Annotated in this window: 15 protein-coding genes; 7 read left to right on the plus strand and 8 right to left on the minus strand. The window is 58.1% G+C overall.

Annotation, left to right across the window (positions count from 1 at the left end; genetic code table 11):
• Positions 1-45 precede the first annotated feature (45 nt).
• Complete coding sequence (locus ACQUQP_RS12295; RefSeq protein WP_432695324.1) at positions 46-999, plus strand: LysR family transcriptional regulator; 954 nt, start codon at positions 46-48, stop codon at positions 997-999.
• Here ACQUQP_RS12295 and ACQUQP_RS12300 read toward each other — a convergent pair.
• Positions 996-1,934: a LysR substrate-binding domain-containing protein gene (locus tag ACQUQP_RS12300; RefSeq protein ID WP_432695325.1), complete on the minus strand. Its 939-nt coding sequence runs from the start codon at positions 1,932-1,934 to the stop codon at positions 996-998. The two genes, ACQUQP_RS12295 and ACQUQP_RS12300, sit on opposite strands and share 4 nt — an antisense overlap.
• 104 nt (positions 1,935-2,038) lie before the next feature.
• Between ACQUQP_RS12300 and ACQUQP_RS12305 the strand changes: the two genes are divergently transcribed.
• The 4 genes from ACQUQP_RS12305 to ACQUQP_RS12320 are packed head-to-tail and all read left to right on the plus strand — an operon-like array spanning position 2,039 to position 6,143.
• Complete coding sequence (locus tag ACQUQP_RS12305) at positions 2,039-3,262, plus strand: M20 aminoacylase family protein (RefSeq protein ID WP_432695326.1); 1,224 nt, start codon at positions 2,039-2,041, stop codon at positions 3,260-3,262.
• 21 nt (positions 3,263-3,283) lie between these two features.
• Positions 3,284-4,315, plus strand: coding sequence for a TRAP transporter substrate-binding protein (locus ACQUQP_RS12310; RefSeq protein WP_432695327.1), 1,032 nt, complete (start codon positions 3,284-3,286; stop codon positions 4,313-4,315).
• A 53-nt stretch (positions 4,316-4,368) separates the two neighbouring features.
• Positions 4,369-4,854 carry a TRAP transporter small permease gene (locus ACQUQP_RS12315; RefSeq protein WP_432695328.1) on the plus strand — a complete coding sequence of 162 codons (486 nt, stop codon included), beginning with the start codon at positions 4,369-4,371 and terminating at the stop codon, positions 4,852-4,854.
• Complete coding sequence (locus ACQUQP_RS12320; protein WP_432695329.1) at positions 4,851-6,143, plus strand: TRAP transporter large permease; 1,293 nt, start codon at positions 4,851-4,853, stop codon at positions 6,141-6,143. Before ACQUQP_RS12315 ends, ACQUQP_RS12320 begins: the two co-directional genes overlap by 4 nt.
• A gap of 102 nt (positions 6,144-6,245) precedes the next feature.
• On the opposite strand, the gene ACQUQP_RS12325 is transcribed toward ACQUQP_RS12320, so the two are convergent.
• Positions 6,246-6,770 carry a GNAT family N-acetyltransferase gene (locus ACQUQP_RS12325; protein WP_432695330.1) on the minus strand — a complete coding sequence of 175 codons (525 nt, stop codon included), beginning with the start codon at positions 6,768-6,770 and terminating at the stop codon, positions 6,246-6,248.
• Between the two features lie 42 nt (positions 6,771-6,812).
• Positions 6,813-7,412: a hypothetical protein gene (locus tag ACQUQP_RS12330; RefSeq protein WP_432695331.1), complete on the minus strand. Its 600-nt coding sequence runs from the start codon at positions 7,410-7,412 to the stop codon at positions 6,813-6,815.
• Positions 7,413-7,805: 393 nt separating this feature from the next.
• Between ACQUQP_RS12330 and ACQUQP_RS12335 the strand changes: the two genes are divergently transcribed.
• Complete coding sequence (locus ACQUQP_RS12335; protein ID WP_432695332.1) at positions 7,806-8,816, plus strand: serine hydrolase domain-containing protein; 1,011 nt, start codon at positions 7,806-7,808, stop codon at positions 8,814-8,816.
• A 14-nt stretch (positions 8,817-8,830) separates the two neighbouring features.
• Here the strand turns inward: ACQUQP_RS12335 and ACQUQP_RS12340 are convergent, their stop codons facing one another.
• The 4 genes from ACQUQP_RS12340 to ppsA all read right to left on the minus strand — a co-directional run bounded on the left by ACQUQP_RS12340 (position 8,831) and on the right by ppsA (position 13,770).
• Entirely contained in the window at positions 8,831-9,661 is an 831-nt protein-coding gene (locus ACQUQP_RS12340) for a CvfB family protein (RefSeq protein ID WP_432695333.1), read from the minus strand.
• An 84-nt stretch (positions 9,662-9,745) separates the two neighbouring features.
• Entirely contained in the window at positions 9,746-10,984 is a 1,239-nt protein-coding gene (locus ACQUQP_RS12345; protein ID WP_432695334.1) for an NAD(P)/FAD-dependent oxidoreductase, read from the minus strand.
• Positions 10,981-11,304 (minus strand): 2Fe-2S iron-sulfur cluster-binding protein, encoded by a 324-nt coding sequence (locus tag ACQUQP_RS12350; protein WP_432695335.1) that lies wholly within the window; start codon positions 11,302-11,304, stop codon positions 10,981-10,983. The genes ACQUQP_RS12345 and ACQUQP_RS12350 overlap by 4 nt, the downstream gene beginning before the upstream one ends.
• Positions 11,305-11,433: 129 nt before the next feature.
• The gene (ppsA, locus tag ACQUQP_RS12355) at positions 11,434-13,770 is read right to left on the minus strand and encodes a phosphoenolpyruvate synthase (RefSeq protein WP_432698698.1); all 2,337 of its coding nucleotides are present in this window, start codon (positions 13,768-13,770) and stop codon (positions 11,434-11,436) included.
• A 233-nt stretch (positions 13,771-14,003) separates the two neighbouring features.
• Here ppsA and ppsR point away from each other — a divergent pair, with 233 nt between their 5' ends.
• The gene (gene ppsR / locus ACQUQP_RS12360; protein ID WP_432695336.1) at positions 14,004-14,822 is read left to right on the plus strand and encodes a posphoenolpyruvate synthetase regulatory kinase/phosphorylase PpsR; all 819 of its coding nucleotides are present in this window, start codon (positions 14,004-14,006) and stop codon (positions 14,820-14,822) included.
• Here ppsR and ACQUQP_RS12365 read toward each other — a convergent pair.
• A complete protein-coding gene (locus ACQUQP_RS12365; protein ID WP_432695337.1) occupies positions 14,815-15,309 on the minus strand; it encodes a GNAT family N-acetyltransferase in 495 nt (164 codons plus the stop codon). The two genes, ppsR and ACQUQP_RS12365, sit on opposite strands and share 8 nt — an antisense overlap.
• Positions 15,310-15,360 lie beyond the last annotated feature (51 nt).

Here is a 15,360-nt window from a genome sequence, read left to right on the forward strand (position 1 = left end):
AATCGTCATTTATCATTCAAACGATAAAATCCGATAAATTAATCGATGAATCCGAACAATATATCGATCCGCCAGCTGCAGGCCTTTGTTCAGGTTGCGCATAACGGCAGTTTCACCCGCGCCGCTGAAGGGCTGCACCTGACCCAGTCCACACTGACGGCGCAGATTCAGCAGCTTGAGGATCAGGCCGGCCTGAAGCTGTTTGACCGCACCACACGCCGCGTGCTGCTGACCGCCGAGGGAGAGCGCTTCCTGCCGGTGGCACAGCGCCTGCTGTCCGATTTTGAGACCGCGGTAACCGATCTCCAGTCCCGTGCCGAGCTGAAACAGGGACATGTCAGCCTCGCGGGATCACCCTCTGTTGTCACCCGTCTGCTGCCCAGTGCACTGCCGGAGTTTCGCACACAGCATCCGGGCATCAGCGTGCATATCCGTGATGATAGCGCAGGCAGCCTGGAGCAGCGGGTTCTCAACAACGAGGTGGACTTCGCCATCGCCGGTAACCATTCGCAGCAACCGGATCTGGAATACCGCCCTATCCTGCGCGACCTTTATGGCCTGGTGGTTACGCGACATCACCCTTTGGCCGCCTCGAAGCAGCTGGAGTGGGCCCAGGTACCGGATGAGGAACTGCTGCTGTTAAGTGGCGATACCGGCATCCGCGCCCAGCTGGAGCGGTTCAGCGCCAGCGGGCAACTCAATATCCAGCTTGATAAAGCACGGATAGAAGCCACCAACCCGGCAGGCGTTGCAGCATTGATCGCGCAGAATCTGGGCGTCTCCGTGCTGCCGGCGCTGGCAGCCGATACCCACTCCTTTGAGCAGTTACGCTTTATCCCCTTGCGGGAGCCTGAACTTGAACGGGAGATCTGCATTATCACCCGCCGCGGCCGCGCTCTGAGCCCTGCGGCTGCGGCACTGCTGGCCAGTATCCGCGAGCAGCTGTCCCGCATGAAGCTGCCGAATGGCGTACAGGGCTGTGTTAAAAACCGGGACTAGCCTTCATCGAGCTCTGGCGGCGCATTGGCCAGCTCATCACCATAGCCACTGGTGATGGCGCGCTGGATCAACGTGACCATCATCTGTGCCGCCGGCGTTAATGGCATACCACGCATGCGTACTATACCCACCGACCCGGCCGGCGGCTGAGGTTGGACCGCAAAGGTCTCAACTCCGACGCCGGCCAACGGATCGTCAATCAACCGGCCGGGCCCGAAACCGATCAGATCGGTCCGGCGCATCATCTCCAGCATCAGCATGGGCGAATAACAGCGCACTATCCTTGAGGGTCGGGGCAGACCCTGGGCATAGAGCCATCGCAGCAGCAGATCCCCGGGACTGCCGCCGGTGAGGTTAAGAATCCAGCGCGCATCCTGAAGGTCGCTCCAATCCCTGGCCTTGGCAAGCGGGTGCCCGGCACGGCCGAAGATGCGCGATTCCAGTGCGCACAGCGGGGTATAAGAGAGCTCTGTCGGCAGCTGCTCCTGGCTTGTTATACCGATGCCAAAATCGAGTTCCCCTTCTATCAGGTCGGGGATAATCTCGGTGAGAAGACCCTCTTTCAATACCAGCTCAGCCTCAGGCATCACCTGTGCAAACTGTTTGTACACGTCCGGCAATGCGGTCACACCAAGGACCGGGGTGATGCCAAGGGTCACCGTTGCCCCCGCACCGCCACTGATCTGACGCACCTCCTCCCGCGCTCGCTCCAGGGTGGAGAGGATCAGCCGCGCGCGGCTTAACAGCGCTTTTCCCGCCGGCGTAAAGCTGACACCCCGATAACTGCGGTTGAGCAGTTCCGCCCCCACATCCTCTTCCAGCTCTCGCATCGCACGTGTCAGAGCACTTTGACTAATATGCATAGAGCGGGCGGCAGCACGTATAGAGCCGCAGTCCGCCACCTGAACCAGCGCTTTGATCTGTTGGTGCTTCACTTTAGTGATCTCATTTTGTGTTCACCAAGACATAATTGATGCCTTTTAAATATCGCCGGTCGGTTTATAAATAACAACCAGTGATCAAAAAAACGGGGAAGGCGATGTCTACATTTACACCAGACCACAACGCCATGCGTACATGGCGTCACCAGATTCACCAAAACCCGGAACTGGGATTTGAGGAGCACAATACCAGCCAGCTGGTTGCCGGCCTCCTGCGTGAATGGGGATACGAGGTGCATACCGGCATCGCCGAAACCGGTGTTGTTGGCAAGCTCGTGTTTGGTACAGGCAACGGGCCACGTCTAGGTCTGCGAGCCGATATGGATGCCCTGCCGCTGCAGGAAAGCACCGGCCTGCCCTGGCAGAGCCAGATCCCCGGAAAAATGCATGCCTGCGGCCACGACGGTCATACCGCCATTCTGCTGGGCGCGGCGCAGGCAATTGCCGAACGTCATGCCGCAGGCCACAACTTTGGTAACGGCATCCTGCATCTGATTTTCCAGCCCGCTGAGGAGCTTGGTGGCGGCGGTGGCGCCCTGCGGATGATTGAGGAAGGGCTGTTTGACCGCTTCCCCTGCGATGCGATCTTCGGCCTGCATAACTACCCCGGCGTACCGGTCGGCCGCTGCGAATTCCGAAGCGGTCCGTTCATGTGTTCATCGGACAAAGTCCGCATCACCTTCCACGGCCGCGGCGGGCACGGCGGCCTGCCGCAGATGTCAGCCGACCCGACACTGGCGCTGGCAGCCACCGTTTGCGGTCTGCAGTCCATCATCGGTCGCAACCTGGACCCGCTGGATACCGGCGTTATCAGTGTTGGCCAGCTCCATGCCGGCGATACCTACAACATTATCCCTGACACTGGCGAGCTCGAACTTAGCGTGCGTGCTCTGCAGCCGGCAGCGCGCAAGCGGATACACGAGCGCATCACAGAGCTGTGTAACCACCAGGCCAGTGCCTATAGCTGCACCGCCGAGATCGAGTACGAAATGGGCTATCCGGTGCTGCACAACGACGCAGCCCAGGCGGAGCTGATTAAGGCCATCGCCACAGAGGTGTTCGGTGCTGATCAGGTCGATAGCCAGGCCTCGCCGCTTTCCGCCAGCGAGGATTTTGCCTACATGCTGGAACAGGTTCCCGGTTGCTACGTGCTGATCGGCAATGGTGACAACGGTTATGAATCCGGACAGCGCCTGGGCCCCTGCAGCGTGCACAACCCCCACTACGATTTTAATGACGAATGCCTGCCTCTGGGCGCCACCCTCTGGTGCTCCCTGACAGAACAATACTTCAAGAATCCGGCCTTTTCCGATAAGGCTTAATCTGACAGAGGAAATCTGACCATGAGTAAAACAACAATCGCACTGCGCTCATTGATGGCTTCAGTTGTCCTGGCAGCACCCTGCCTGTCCGCCAATGCCACCACGCTCACCCTGTCCAACTGGGTACCGTCCACCCACTACATCACCACCAACGTCCTGCAGGTGTGGGCCGACAAAGTGGAGGAAGCCACCGACAGCCGCGTAAAGGTACGTATGTTGCCGAAACCGGTGGGTAGCCCGGCACAGCACTGGGAACTGGCCCGCAAAGGGGTCGTCGATCTGGCCTGGGGCAACTTCACCTACGAGCCTGATCGCTTCAAATCGCTATGGTTTGCCGAGATGCCGTTCAGCGGCACCGATGCAGAAGCACAGTCCGTGGCGCTTTGGGATACCTACCAGAAATACCTGAGCGGTACGTCCACCTTCAACGGCGTTGAAATGCTCGGCGTCGGCATGCTCGGTGGCGGTGTTATCAACCATGCCAACAAGCAGGTGGTAACCCCCGCTGACCTGGAAAACCAGAAGATCCGCATGGGCGGCCCGATCCAGAAACGGCTGCTGTCGGACCTGGGCGCCGTGCCTATTGCAGCGCCCGCCACCAAAGCGTACGAACTGCTTGAGAGCGGCGTGATCGATGCGTCTCTTAACCCTCTCGAGTCAGTGGTCAATTTCCGCATTGCCGAGATGCTGCCGCACCACACCATGATCCCCGGCGGTTTTTACGACGCCACCTTCTTCTTTGTCATGAATGAGAAGAAATGGAAGAAGCTGTCGGAAGCGGACCGCGAGGCAATCATGAGCGTGTCAGGTGAAATGTTCGCACGCCTCTGGGGCGGCGAATTCGACCGCGAAAATCAGGCCGCCAGAGCCGAGCTGGAAGAAGCCGGTCACACCTTCGATGCACCGTCTGCGGAACTGCTCGAGAAGATCGAATCCGTTTCCGACCAGATGCTCAAGGAGTGGGCCGCCGAGGGCGCAGAGTTTGAAGTCGAAGCCCCCATGGAAATGGTGGACTACTACCGCCAGCGCTACCAGGAACTGGCCAACGACTAAGTCGATAACCGAAGGGCTGCCCCAGGCGGCCCTTCTGAAACCCGGTGTCCATTATGCTTATATTCATTAGTCGCGTTCGACGCGTGATCCAGGTGCTGCTGATCGGATCCCTGCTGGCGATGGTGGCCCTGACCTTCGCCGATGTGATCGGTCGCCGCTTGTTCGGCACACCGATCTACGGCGCACATGACGTCACCGAACACCTGATGGCCGTCATCGTATTCTGCGGGCTTCCGCTGCTGACTTCAGCCCGGGGCCACCTGGTCGTTGACCTGTTCGACCGCTATATCCTGCACAGCTCCATGCGCTGGTGGCGCGCGCTGGTATCGATTCTCGGCACCGTTATTCTGTTGTTTCTCAGTTATCAGTTTGCCTACGCGACCCTGGATGCAGTCGATATCCAGGAAGTCAGTCAGGAGCTGATGATCCCGCGCAGCTACATGTACGCACTGATCAGCCTGAGCTGCCTGATCAGCGCCATCGCGAACATCCTGCCTGCTCAGAAAAGTGACGATATTCACCCGGAGGAATCGATATGACCACGGGACTTCTGGCACTGGCAGCGGTGCTGCTACTGGCCTTTTTGCGTGTACCCCTGGCGTTTGCGCTGCTGACCGTTTCAATAGTGGGTATCGGCATCGACCTGGGATTTGATACTGCCCTGACGATGACCTCGATGACTGTGTCCGAAGCGGTGTTCTCCTATGAGCTCGCGGTGGTGCCCCTGTTTATCCTGATGGGTAATATTCTCTCCCGTACCGGCATCGCCTCTGACCTTTTCCGCGCCGCCAACGCCTACTTCGGGCATATCCGTGGCGGCCTGGCGCTATCCACCATGGTCACCTGCTCCGGTTTCAGTGCGGTCTGCGGATCCAGCCTGGCAACGGCAGCCACCATGTCCAAGGTCGCCTACCCGAGCATGAAAAAATACGGCTACTCGGACTCGCTGGCCTCGGCATCGATCGCCGCCGGCGGTACCCTGGGTATCCTGATACCGCCCTCCATCATCCTGATGATCTACGGCATTCTGACCCAGACCAACATCGGCCACCTGTTTATTGCCGGCGTGATTCCCGGCCTGATGGGACTGGCGTTCTACATGCTCGCGATCTACGTTATCGCCCGTGTGAGCCCGGCTCATGCGCCGCGTGGTGAGAAGGCCGGCCTGGATGAAAAGATCAGTTCCCTGAAAGGGGTGTGGCCGTTCTGCCTGCTGTTCCTGCTGATCATCGGTGGTATCTACGCCGGTATCTTTACCGCTACCGAAGCGGCCGGCATGGGCGCAGGATTCGCGCTGATTATCTCGCTGTTCCAGCGTCGCATGAGCCGCTCCGATTTCAAGCATATCTTCCTTGAATCCGCCTTCACCTCGGTGATGCTCTACAGCGTGCTCTTTGGCGCCATGCTATTTGCCAAGCTGATCTCCTTCTCGGGCCTTGCCGAGGGTGTGCTCGAGTTTGTCGAACAGATGGGACTGACTCCGTATCAGACGATCTTCGCGGTACTCCTGGTGTTCCTGCTGCTTGGCTGCGTCATGGACTCACTAGCGATCATCCTGATCTGCGTGCCGCTGTTTACACCGATGATTGTGGCTAACGGATTTGATCTTATCTGGTTCGGGATCATCGTGGTGGTTGCTACCGAGATCGCCCTGATAACACCGCCCATCGGCATGAACGTATTCGTACTGAAATCGACACTGCCGGAGGTTTCCTTCAAGGCGATTTTCAAGGGCCTGCTGCCGTTTATCGGCGTCGATGTAATCCGCCTGATTATTCTGGTGGCGTTCCCGCCTATCACGCTCTGGCTGGTGCACCTGATGAAATAAGGCGTTCAGGGAGTCATCGCTGGCATAGCAACGGCGATTACTCCCTGGCTGCATAAAGCACCTAAGTTGTGGCCGCAATACATAATCCGGGTATGCTATGCCCTATTTAGAGCCCTCGCCGGGAGTCACCCGAGTCCCAAGTAGCTTCTGATAAAACGCCAGGTCCAGCCAGCGTCCAAACTTGAAGCCTACCTCTTTGAGCGTGCCCGCATGGGTAAAGCCAAGCTTTTCATGCAGCGAGATACTGGCCAGGTTCGTCGCATCGATGGCACCAACCATGACGTGGTACTGCTGCTGTATCGCCGCATCTATAAGCTCGGCCAGCAGGATTTTTCCGAGACCGCGGCCACGGTAAGCCTTATCGATATAAACCGAATGCTCCACCGTATACCGGTTCGCGGCAAAACCGCGAAAGCTGCCGTAGGTGGCAAAGCCCATTAACCGGCCGGACTCAAACGCCCCAATCACCGGATAGTCGTTTTCAGTCTTGGTGTCGAACCATTGCGCCATGCTGTCCAGGGTGCGCGGTTCGTAATCATAGAGCGCCGTCGAGTTCTGGATCGCATCGTTCAGTATGGTGAGGATCTGCTCTCCCTCACCCGGAAAACTGCAAGTCGCTAACTGCATCTACCCCTCCGTCCGGCGTAATCGAAAAACCGGGCGCTATTATCATCCAAGCCGCTGAGATATGCCCTGCGCGATACGGTACAGCGCTTTGACATCATCCAGGGTTTCACCGCCCACCACGAAAGGCTCGAAATAGATAAGCCCGCTGCCACGCGAACAGGTGACCGACAGCGGATGCCGTGCCCCGCTGCTGCGGGCTACCTCATTTACCATTGCGACAAATTTGGTGTCTGGCGCCGCACTTCCGGGTAGCAGGCTTCTGGCCTGACCGTTCTTGTCCAGCAGAAAGAACTCGGAATTGAGTGTGTCGGGTACCGGGAAGAGTGCAGCAATGCGGTTGAAGTGAGTAGACTGAGCCTGTCCGTGCGGGTTCAGGTCAAGCAGCTCTACGGAGCGGAAAATCCAAACGGGGTCGCCTTTAACCAGGCTCGCCAGCTGGCCGAAACTCCTTACCAGGCCCGGCTGCTGCAGCGAAAAACAGCGTTCCAGCCGCGCCTCCAAAGACGCTTCAGCCCGGGGCTGCATCCTCAACCCGGCCTCTTTGGCAAAGGCTTCAAGCATGGCGCGACGCCGTCGGGCATACCACAGCAGGTAGAGGCCCAGCGCTACAAAAATCGGAACAAGTATCCAGAAGACGAGCATTATCCGCTATCTCTTAATGGCAGACTCGGGTGACATCCTTTCGCCGATACCAGCCCGCTAAGCATTGGGAATGTACCAGCAGAGACCGACGCCTGAAAGCAGGCCCCGCGGCTGTTGCCGGGACGACCGCCACCCAAGGCGTCCGGGCCGGATTTCCCTGCCCCGTCAAACCATACCTGATTGCCGATGACGCGGAGGCTCGGCTTAAATCGTTAACTTCAGGTGAGAGTAGCGAACTCCTGCGGGACTCAGGCTGTCATTACAACAATGCCGTTTACCGTCACAGGCCACAACTACAGCCGCCAACCCGCAAGGAGCCTGCGTTTGTTACTACCGAATCACACAACCGGTAATGTCCGGTCCGGTCTCGGGCGATACAAAGGTATTCATCGCATGGTGACCGGACTGATGACCGGCATTCTTCTGCTGGCCCAGGCGGCACCCGCCAGCGCCGATATTCCGCGACAGCAACAGCTGTTGCAGCGCGCCGAGCAGTTTTCGTCCATCCGCACCCTGCACATCGCCCATAAAGACCAGCTGGTATTAGCCGCTGGCATTAATGGTGGCAACCCGGATGCAGCCACTAACATTAAGTCCGCCTCCAAACTACTGATGTCGGCGATGGTTGGGATAGCGATCGACAGAGGGCTGATCGCATCGGTGGAAACCCCGGTGGTTGAACTCCTGCCGGATCAGATCCCGGCGGCCCCTGACCCGTTACTGGAGCAACTGAATGTCGGTCATCTGCTTTCGATGCAGGCGGGACTGCAACGCACCAGTGGCCAGAATTATGGCCGCTGGGTGAACTCCAGCAACTGGGTTAAATATGTGCTGTCACGTCCCTTTGAAGATGAACCCGGTGGCGGCATGCTCTACTCATCCGGCAATACTCATCTGCTCTCAGCCATCATCATGGACAGAACAGGCCGGTCCACCTACCGGCAGTTCAACGCCTGGTTTGAGCCGGCAGGCGTGCGCGTCAGCAGCTGGATCACCGATCCCCAGGGCGTTCCCATGGGCGGCAACCAGGTCGGCATGACACCGCTTTCACTGCTTGAGTTTGGTGAAATTTACCGGCGCGGCGGCGTGACAGAAGACGGCCAGCGGATAGTTTCGAAGGAGTGGATCAGCCAAAGCTGGCAACCGCGCACTCAATCGATCTACACCGACGATCTGCACGGTTACGCCTGGTTTCTGCGCAGGCTGGGGGATTATCAGACCTATTATGGCTGGGGTTACGGTGGTCAGATGCTGTACGTGGTGCCGGCACTGGAGCTGAGCGTTGTGATTACCTCCAACACGGATAACCCTTCGGGCCGCTCCGGTTACGCCAGCGCCCTGCACCGGTTTGTCAGCGATGAGATCATTCCGCGTATCGAGGAACAGATCAGGCCTGAAACCTGAATGCGCCGTTGCTATCAGCCCAGCAGGCGGATGCCTTCTGGATCCTGCTTGATACGCCCCGCTTTCATCAGCGAACCCAGCGCCATTTTGTACGCTTTTTTGCTGACGCCAAAGGTCTCTCGGATCGCATCCGGGTCACTCTTGTCGCCCAACGGGCAGTGGCCGTCATGGGCTTCGAGATAATCGAGGATTTTCTGCGCCAGCGGGTCAACTCGGGCATAGCCCGGCTTATCCAGCATGACGTCGATTTTGCCATCCGGCAGGATCTGTTTGATAAAGCCGCTCATGCGCTGACCGGGCTTCACCTCGCGGAACAGATCCTGGTGATGCAGCAAACCTTCGTAACGGTGGTCAATGATCACCGGGTAGCCAAGATCCGTGCGTCGGGCGATCAACAGTTCTACCAGCTGCCCGACTTTCAGATCGGAGGGGTTCTTTTCGATAAAGCGATCGGTTTTGGCGGAAGCGGCGATACGTTCGCTGTTATCGATGTAGATAAACACCGTGCACCACTCACCCACTGTCAGCGGGCGCAGCTGCTCGGCGAACGGCAGAAACAGCTCCTTCGGCATGCCCCAATCGAGGAATGCGCCGACCTTGTTGACGTCGGTAACGCGCAGACGTGCAAACTGGCCCACCATCGCTCTCGGTTTGCGGGTGGAGGCGATCATGAAATCATCGGAGTCGAGGTAAACAAACACCTGCAGGCTGTCGCCGACGCGGGTATTTTCCGGCACCTCTTTTTTCGGCAACAGGATACCGCCGGCTTCGCCGCCATCGAGATAGACGCCGAAGTCCACTTCGCGAATAACCTTAAGCCTGTTGAGTTGTCCGAGTTCGATCACGATGCTGTCCTGAGATTTGAAGCCCCGCTGACCGATTAGCCACTGGAGCGTTAAAGATATTGCGCGGAACTTACCGGCAGTGCATCAGGAAGGCAAGGCGCCGCGCAGGTTAAATTCGGGATCGGCCGCATCATCAGGCAGCGGAGAGACGCCTGCCTTCAGCAGTTTCCGCGCCATCATATGATCCGCGGGCGCATTGACAGACTCCACGGCGACCAGCCTACGCTGCTGATAGCAGAACACCGAAAAGCGCTCGCCATGTTCGTCACCACGGATCACCTCCAGGTCATGCCCTTCTGCAAGCCCCGCAATCTGCAGCTTGGCATCGTACTGGTCGCTCCAGAACCAGGGCACCGCATTGTAGGATACGCTTTCACCCACGAGGGTGCTGGCAACCTGCTTGCCCTGCTCCACCGCGTTCTGGATCGATTCGAGCCGCACCGAGCGTTCATATAAAAGGTGGTCAAAGCGTGTGCAGTCGCCGGCAGCAAGGATATCCGGGTGAGAGGTTACACACTTTGAGTCGACAAGAACCCCATCGCGGCAGTTAAGACCCGCCGCTTCTGCCAGCGCCGTATCCGGCTCAACACCGATACCGACCAGCACCAGATCGGCCTCCAGGGCCCGGCCATCGTCGAGACAAACACCGGATACGCTGCCGTTTTCTGTCACTATAGAACTGACTGTCTGGCCGAGCTCCAAATTTACCCCTTTCTGCTGGTGGGTGCGCAGGAGCCAGTCAGAAACCGGACCACTGGCGGACCGGGACAGCAGTGTCAGTGACCGGTTGACCAGCGTGACCTGTATACCGGCAAGCGCCATCGCCGCCGCACCTTCGAGCCCGATATAGCCACCGCCGATAACCACTGCCCGCTGGGCTGCTGACATTGCGCTTTTCAGTGCATCGGAGTGCGCAAGGCTTTGCAGATAGTGAATCCCCTCGGTATCGCTCCCCGGGATATTCAGCCGTTTCAGCCTGTTACCGGTAGTCAGCACCAGCTTGTTCCAGCCAAGGCTCTGCCCCGAGGCAAGTGTGACCTGGCGGTTGTCGGTATCGATGGAGATAACCGGATCGTCATCGATCAGGTCGATGCGCTGCTTGCTGTAAAAATCGGCGTTGCGCTGCAGTACCCGCTGCCGATCCCACTCCCCCTTGAGGTATTGCTTGGACAGCGGCGGTCGCTGGTAGGGCAAACCGGGCTCTTTGCCGATCAGGGTGATCTTCCCTGCGTACTGCTTGCGCCTCAGCTGCTCAGCCACACTGACACCGGCATGGCCGGCGCCGATAATGATGAGACCCGCATCACTGTCGGGCTGGCTCATATCTGGGTGTCCGGTGTCTGGATCACCATGCCATCAAACTCGGCCTTGATCTCCACCTGGCAGGAAAGACGGCTGTTGGCCTTGCGCTCGGCGGCGGCGCAATCGAGCATCTCGTCTTCGTTGCTGCTCATCGGCTCCAGCTTGTCGGTGTAGCCCTCGTCGATATAGACATGGCAGGTGGCGCAGGTGCAGGAGCCGCCGCACTCCGCTTCAATGCCATCAACACCGTTGTGAAAGGCTGCCTCCATCAGGCTCCAGCCTTCCGGCGCTTCCACTTCCTGCTCGGCACCACTGGGTTCGATGAAGATAAGTTTAACCATTAAAGACTCCTGTCATGGGGCAACACTGCGGACATAATAAAGGCGGTCACCCGGATAAAGAGTGACCGCCTTAAGATATAGTCGGCTGATCGGTGCTGTCCACCCGAGCAGCCGGTCGTCAGCCTGGTATCAGGCCGGTGTTTCGTTGGCCAGGAAGAACCAGGTATCGAGCACCGAATCCGGGTTCAGGGAGACACTGGAGATCCCCTGCTCCATCAGCCAGCGCGCCAGATCCGGATGATCCGACGGCCCCTGGCCACAGATGCCGACATACTTGCCCTGCTTGCGGCAGGCTTCGATCGCCATCGCCAGCAGACGCTTCACCGCATCGTTACGCTCATCGAACAGATGGGCGATGATACCGGAGTCGCGGTCCAGGCCAAGGGTCAGCTGAGTCAGGTCGTTGGAACCGATGGAGAAACCATCGAAGTGTTCCAGGAACTGATCCGCCAGCAGCGCGTTGGACGGGATCTCGCACATCATGATCAGGCGCAGGCCGTTGTCGCCACGCTTGAGGCCGTTGTCTTCCAGCATCTCGACCACCTGCTTGGCTTCGCCCGGCGTACGCACGAACGGCACCATGATCTCGACGTTGGTCAGGCGCATCTCGTCACGCACGCGCTTGAGTGCGCGGCACTCGAGCTCGAAGCAGTCGCGGAAGTTCTCGGAGATGTAACGCGCCGCACCACGGAAGCCCAGCATCGGGTTCTCTTCGCCCGGCTCGTAGCGGTCGCCACCGATCAGGTGTCCGTACTCATTGGACTTGAAGTCCGACATGCGCACGATCACCTTCTTCGGATAGAAGGCCGCCGCCAGGGTAGAGATCCCTTCGACCAGCTTGTCGACATAGAAGTCCACCGGGCTGGCGTAGCCGGCGATACGACGTTCGATGATCTGCTTCACATCGCGTGGCTGCTCATCGAAGTTGATCAGCGCCTTGGGGTGCACACCGATCATCCGGTTGATGATGAACTCCAGACGCGCCAGGCCGACACCGGCGTTAGGCAGTGCCTGAAAATCGAAGGCGCGATCCGGGTTACCCACGTTCATCATCACGTGGAACGGCAGCGACGGCATCTGCTCGACAGAGTTGGTCTGGTGTTCGAACTCCAGTTTACCTTCGTAGGCCCGGCCGGTGTCGCCTTCGGCGCAGGATACGGTAACCTCCTGGCCGTTCTGCAGACGCTCGGTGGCATCACCACAGCCGACGATTGCAGGGATACCCAGCTCACGGGCGATGATCGCTGCGTGGCAGGTACGGCCTCCACGGTTGGTCACGATGGCCGCGGCGCGCTTCATCACCGGTTCCCAGTCCGGGTCGGTCATATCGGTGACCAGCACGTCGCCCTGCTGGACTTCATGCATCGCTTCCAGACCGCTGACGATCCGCACGGGGCCGGCACCGATACGGTGACCGATGGAACGGCCTTCGACCAGGATCTTGCCCTTTTCTTTAAGCAGGTAGCGTTCGATAACGGTGGCGTTACCCTGGCTGCGCACGGTTTCAGGACGCGCCTGAACCACGTAGAGCTGACCATCGTCACCATCTTTGGCCCACTCGATATCCATCGGGCGACCGTAGTGCTTTTCGATGATCACGGCGATCCGCGCCAGCTGCTCCACGTCCGCATCGTTGATACAGAACTTCTGACGATCAGACATCGGCACGTCGACGGTTTCTACCGCTTTGCCGGCGCTGCCGTCATCGGTGTAGACCATCTTGATCGCTTTCGAACCCAGGGTACGGCGCAGAATAGCCGGTGTGCCCTGCGCCAGGGTCGGCTTATATACGTAGAATTCGTCCGGGTTCACCGCGCCCTGAACCACGGTTTCACCCAGGCCGTAAGCGGCGGTGATGAAGACCACGTGGTTGAAACCGGATTCGGTGTCCAGGGTAAACATGACACCGGATGCGCCGGTTTCACTGCGTACCATCTGCTGAATACCTGCAGACAGGGCCACATCAGCGTGTACAAAGCCCTTGTGTACGCGGTAGGAAATAGCGCGGTCGTTATACAGAGAGGCGAAGACTTCCTTGATGGCGTGCTTGATGTTGTCCAGCCCGCGGATGTTGAGGAAGGTTTCCTGCTGACCTGCGAAAGATGCATCGGGCAGGTCTTCTGCGGTGGCGGAGGAACGTACCGCCACTGAAATATCACCCTTGTCACCGGTCATCTCGGCGTAGGCGGTATTGATCGCCTGCTCGAGTTCCGGCTGGAAATCCGCTTCCATGATCCAGCTGCGGATCTGGCTGCCGGTTTCGATCAGCGCACGGGTATCCTCAGCATCAAGAGTATCCAGCGCCGCATTGATCTTTTCTGACAGCCCCCCGTGATCAAGAAAATCACGATAGGCCTGGGCGGTAGTGGCAAACCCTCCGGGAACCCTTACACCGGCATCAGCAAGGTTGCTGATCATCTCTCCAAGGGAAGCGTTCTTGCCGCCTACCTTGTCCACATCTCCCATGCCTGACTGGTCCAGGCGCAGTACATATTGCTGCAAAGCCGTTACTCCTGAAATTGAACGTCAACCTGAATAATTATTGTTATTTTGTTTGAAGGCATGGATGATACTGCACCTGAAAACAAAAATCGCCGGTCTGGCGAAATGTAATTTCACTACAAAACTTCGCCGATTTTGCGCCCAAAAGACCCGTTATGTGCGAAAACGGGTAGTTTAGATTCGAGCTATTTTCAGTCATGAAACGTACTGCTTTCTTCATCTCCGACGGCACCGGTATTACCGCGGAAACCCTCGGTCACAGTCTTCTTTCGCAGTTTGAAGCGATCCGTTTTCACAAGATCACCCTGCCTTATATCGACACCGTCGAAAAAGCGCGGGCAACGGTGGAGAAAATCAACGCGGCCTGTGAAGCGGATGGCGAACCGGCCATCGTGCTCGACACCATCGTCAATGAGGATGTGAGTGCGGAACTGGCGAAAAGCAACGGCTTCAAGATCGACGTCTTCTCCACCTTTCTGAAACCGCTTGAGCGTGAACTGAAAACCCATTCGTCCTACACCGTGGGCAAGTCACACGCGATCATAGAGATGAATCGTTACAAGGACCGTATCGATTCGGTGAACTTTGCACTGGATAATGATGACGGCGCCCGCACCCAGCAGTATGACCGGGCAGACATTATCCTGGTGGGCGTATCACGCTGCGGTAAAACACCGACCTGCCTTTATATGGCACTGCAGTTCGGCGTGCGTGCCGCCAATTACCCGCTGACGGAAGAGGATATGGAGAACCCCAGGCTGCCTGACGTGCTGCAGAAATACCGCCACAAACTCTACGGCCTGACCATCGACCCCTTCCAGTTGGCGGCGATCCGTCACGAACGCAGACCCAACAGTCGCTACTCATCACTGGATCAGTGCGACTTTGAGGTACGCACGGTAGAGCGCCTGTTCCAGCAGCAGGATCTGCCGTTTATCAATACCACCAACTTCTCTATCGAAGAGATCTCCACCCGCATCATCGCCGCCCAGGATCTGATCCGGCGGGTCAACTGATCGGCAGACGGCATTCCATATCGATGTGGGCAATGCCGTCTTCGTCATACACATCACTGATAACCCTGAAGCCCAGGGATCTGTAAAAGGCTTCCAGGTGTGCCTGAGCGCCAATTCTGATCGGCGCCTCGGGCCAGCGCTCTAGGCAGGCACTCATCGCTTCACGCATTAAATCACGCCCCAGCCCTCCGCCCCGATATTCCGCAGCGACGACCACACGCCCGATGCGCGAAAAAGCGGCGTTATGCTGCGGTGCAAACAGCCGGGCGCCGGCGGCAATCCGGTTTCCTGTAACCGCATCGGTGACCATTCCCAGCAGGTGCAGTGCCCTGCCATCCTGCCCATCGATATCGGCATAGGCGCAGCACTGCTCGACAACGAACACCTGCTGCCTGAGTTGAAACCAGCGCTCCAGCAGGACGGGATCGAAACGGGAAAAGGTAAGTAGTTTCCATTTGAGAGATAATAACTCTGTTGTCTCTTTCATCTGCCAATTGATGCTTCTGAAAATCATGTAAAGGTCTGGCATAATCTCCTT

The sequence above is a fragment of the Marinobacterium sp. YM272 genome, from assembly GCF_050908845.1.
Taxonomy (GTDB): domain Bacteria; phylum Pseudomonadota; class Gammaproteobacteria; order Pseudomonadales; family Balneatricaceae; genus Marinobacterium_D.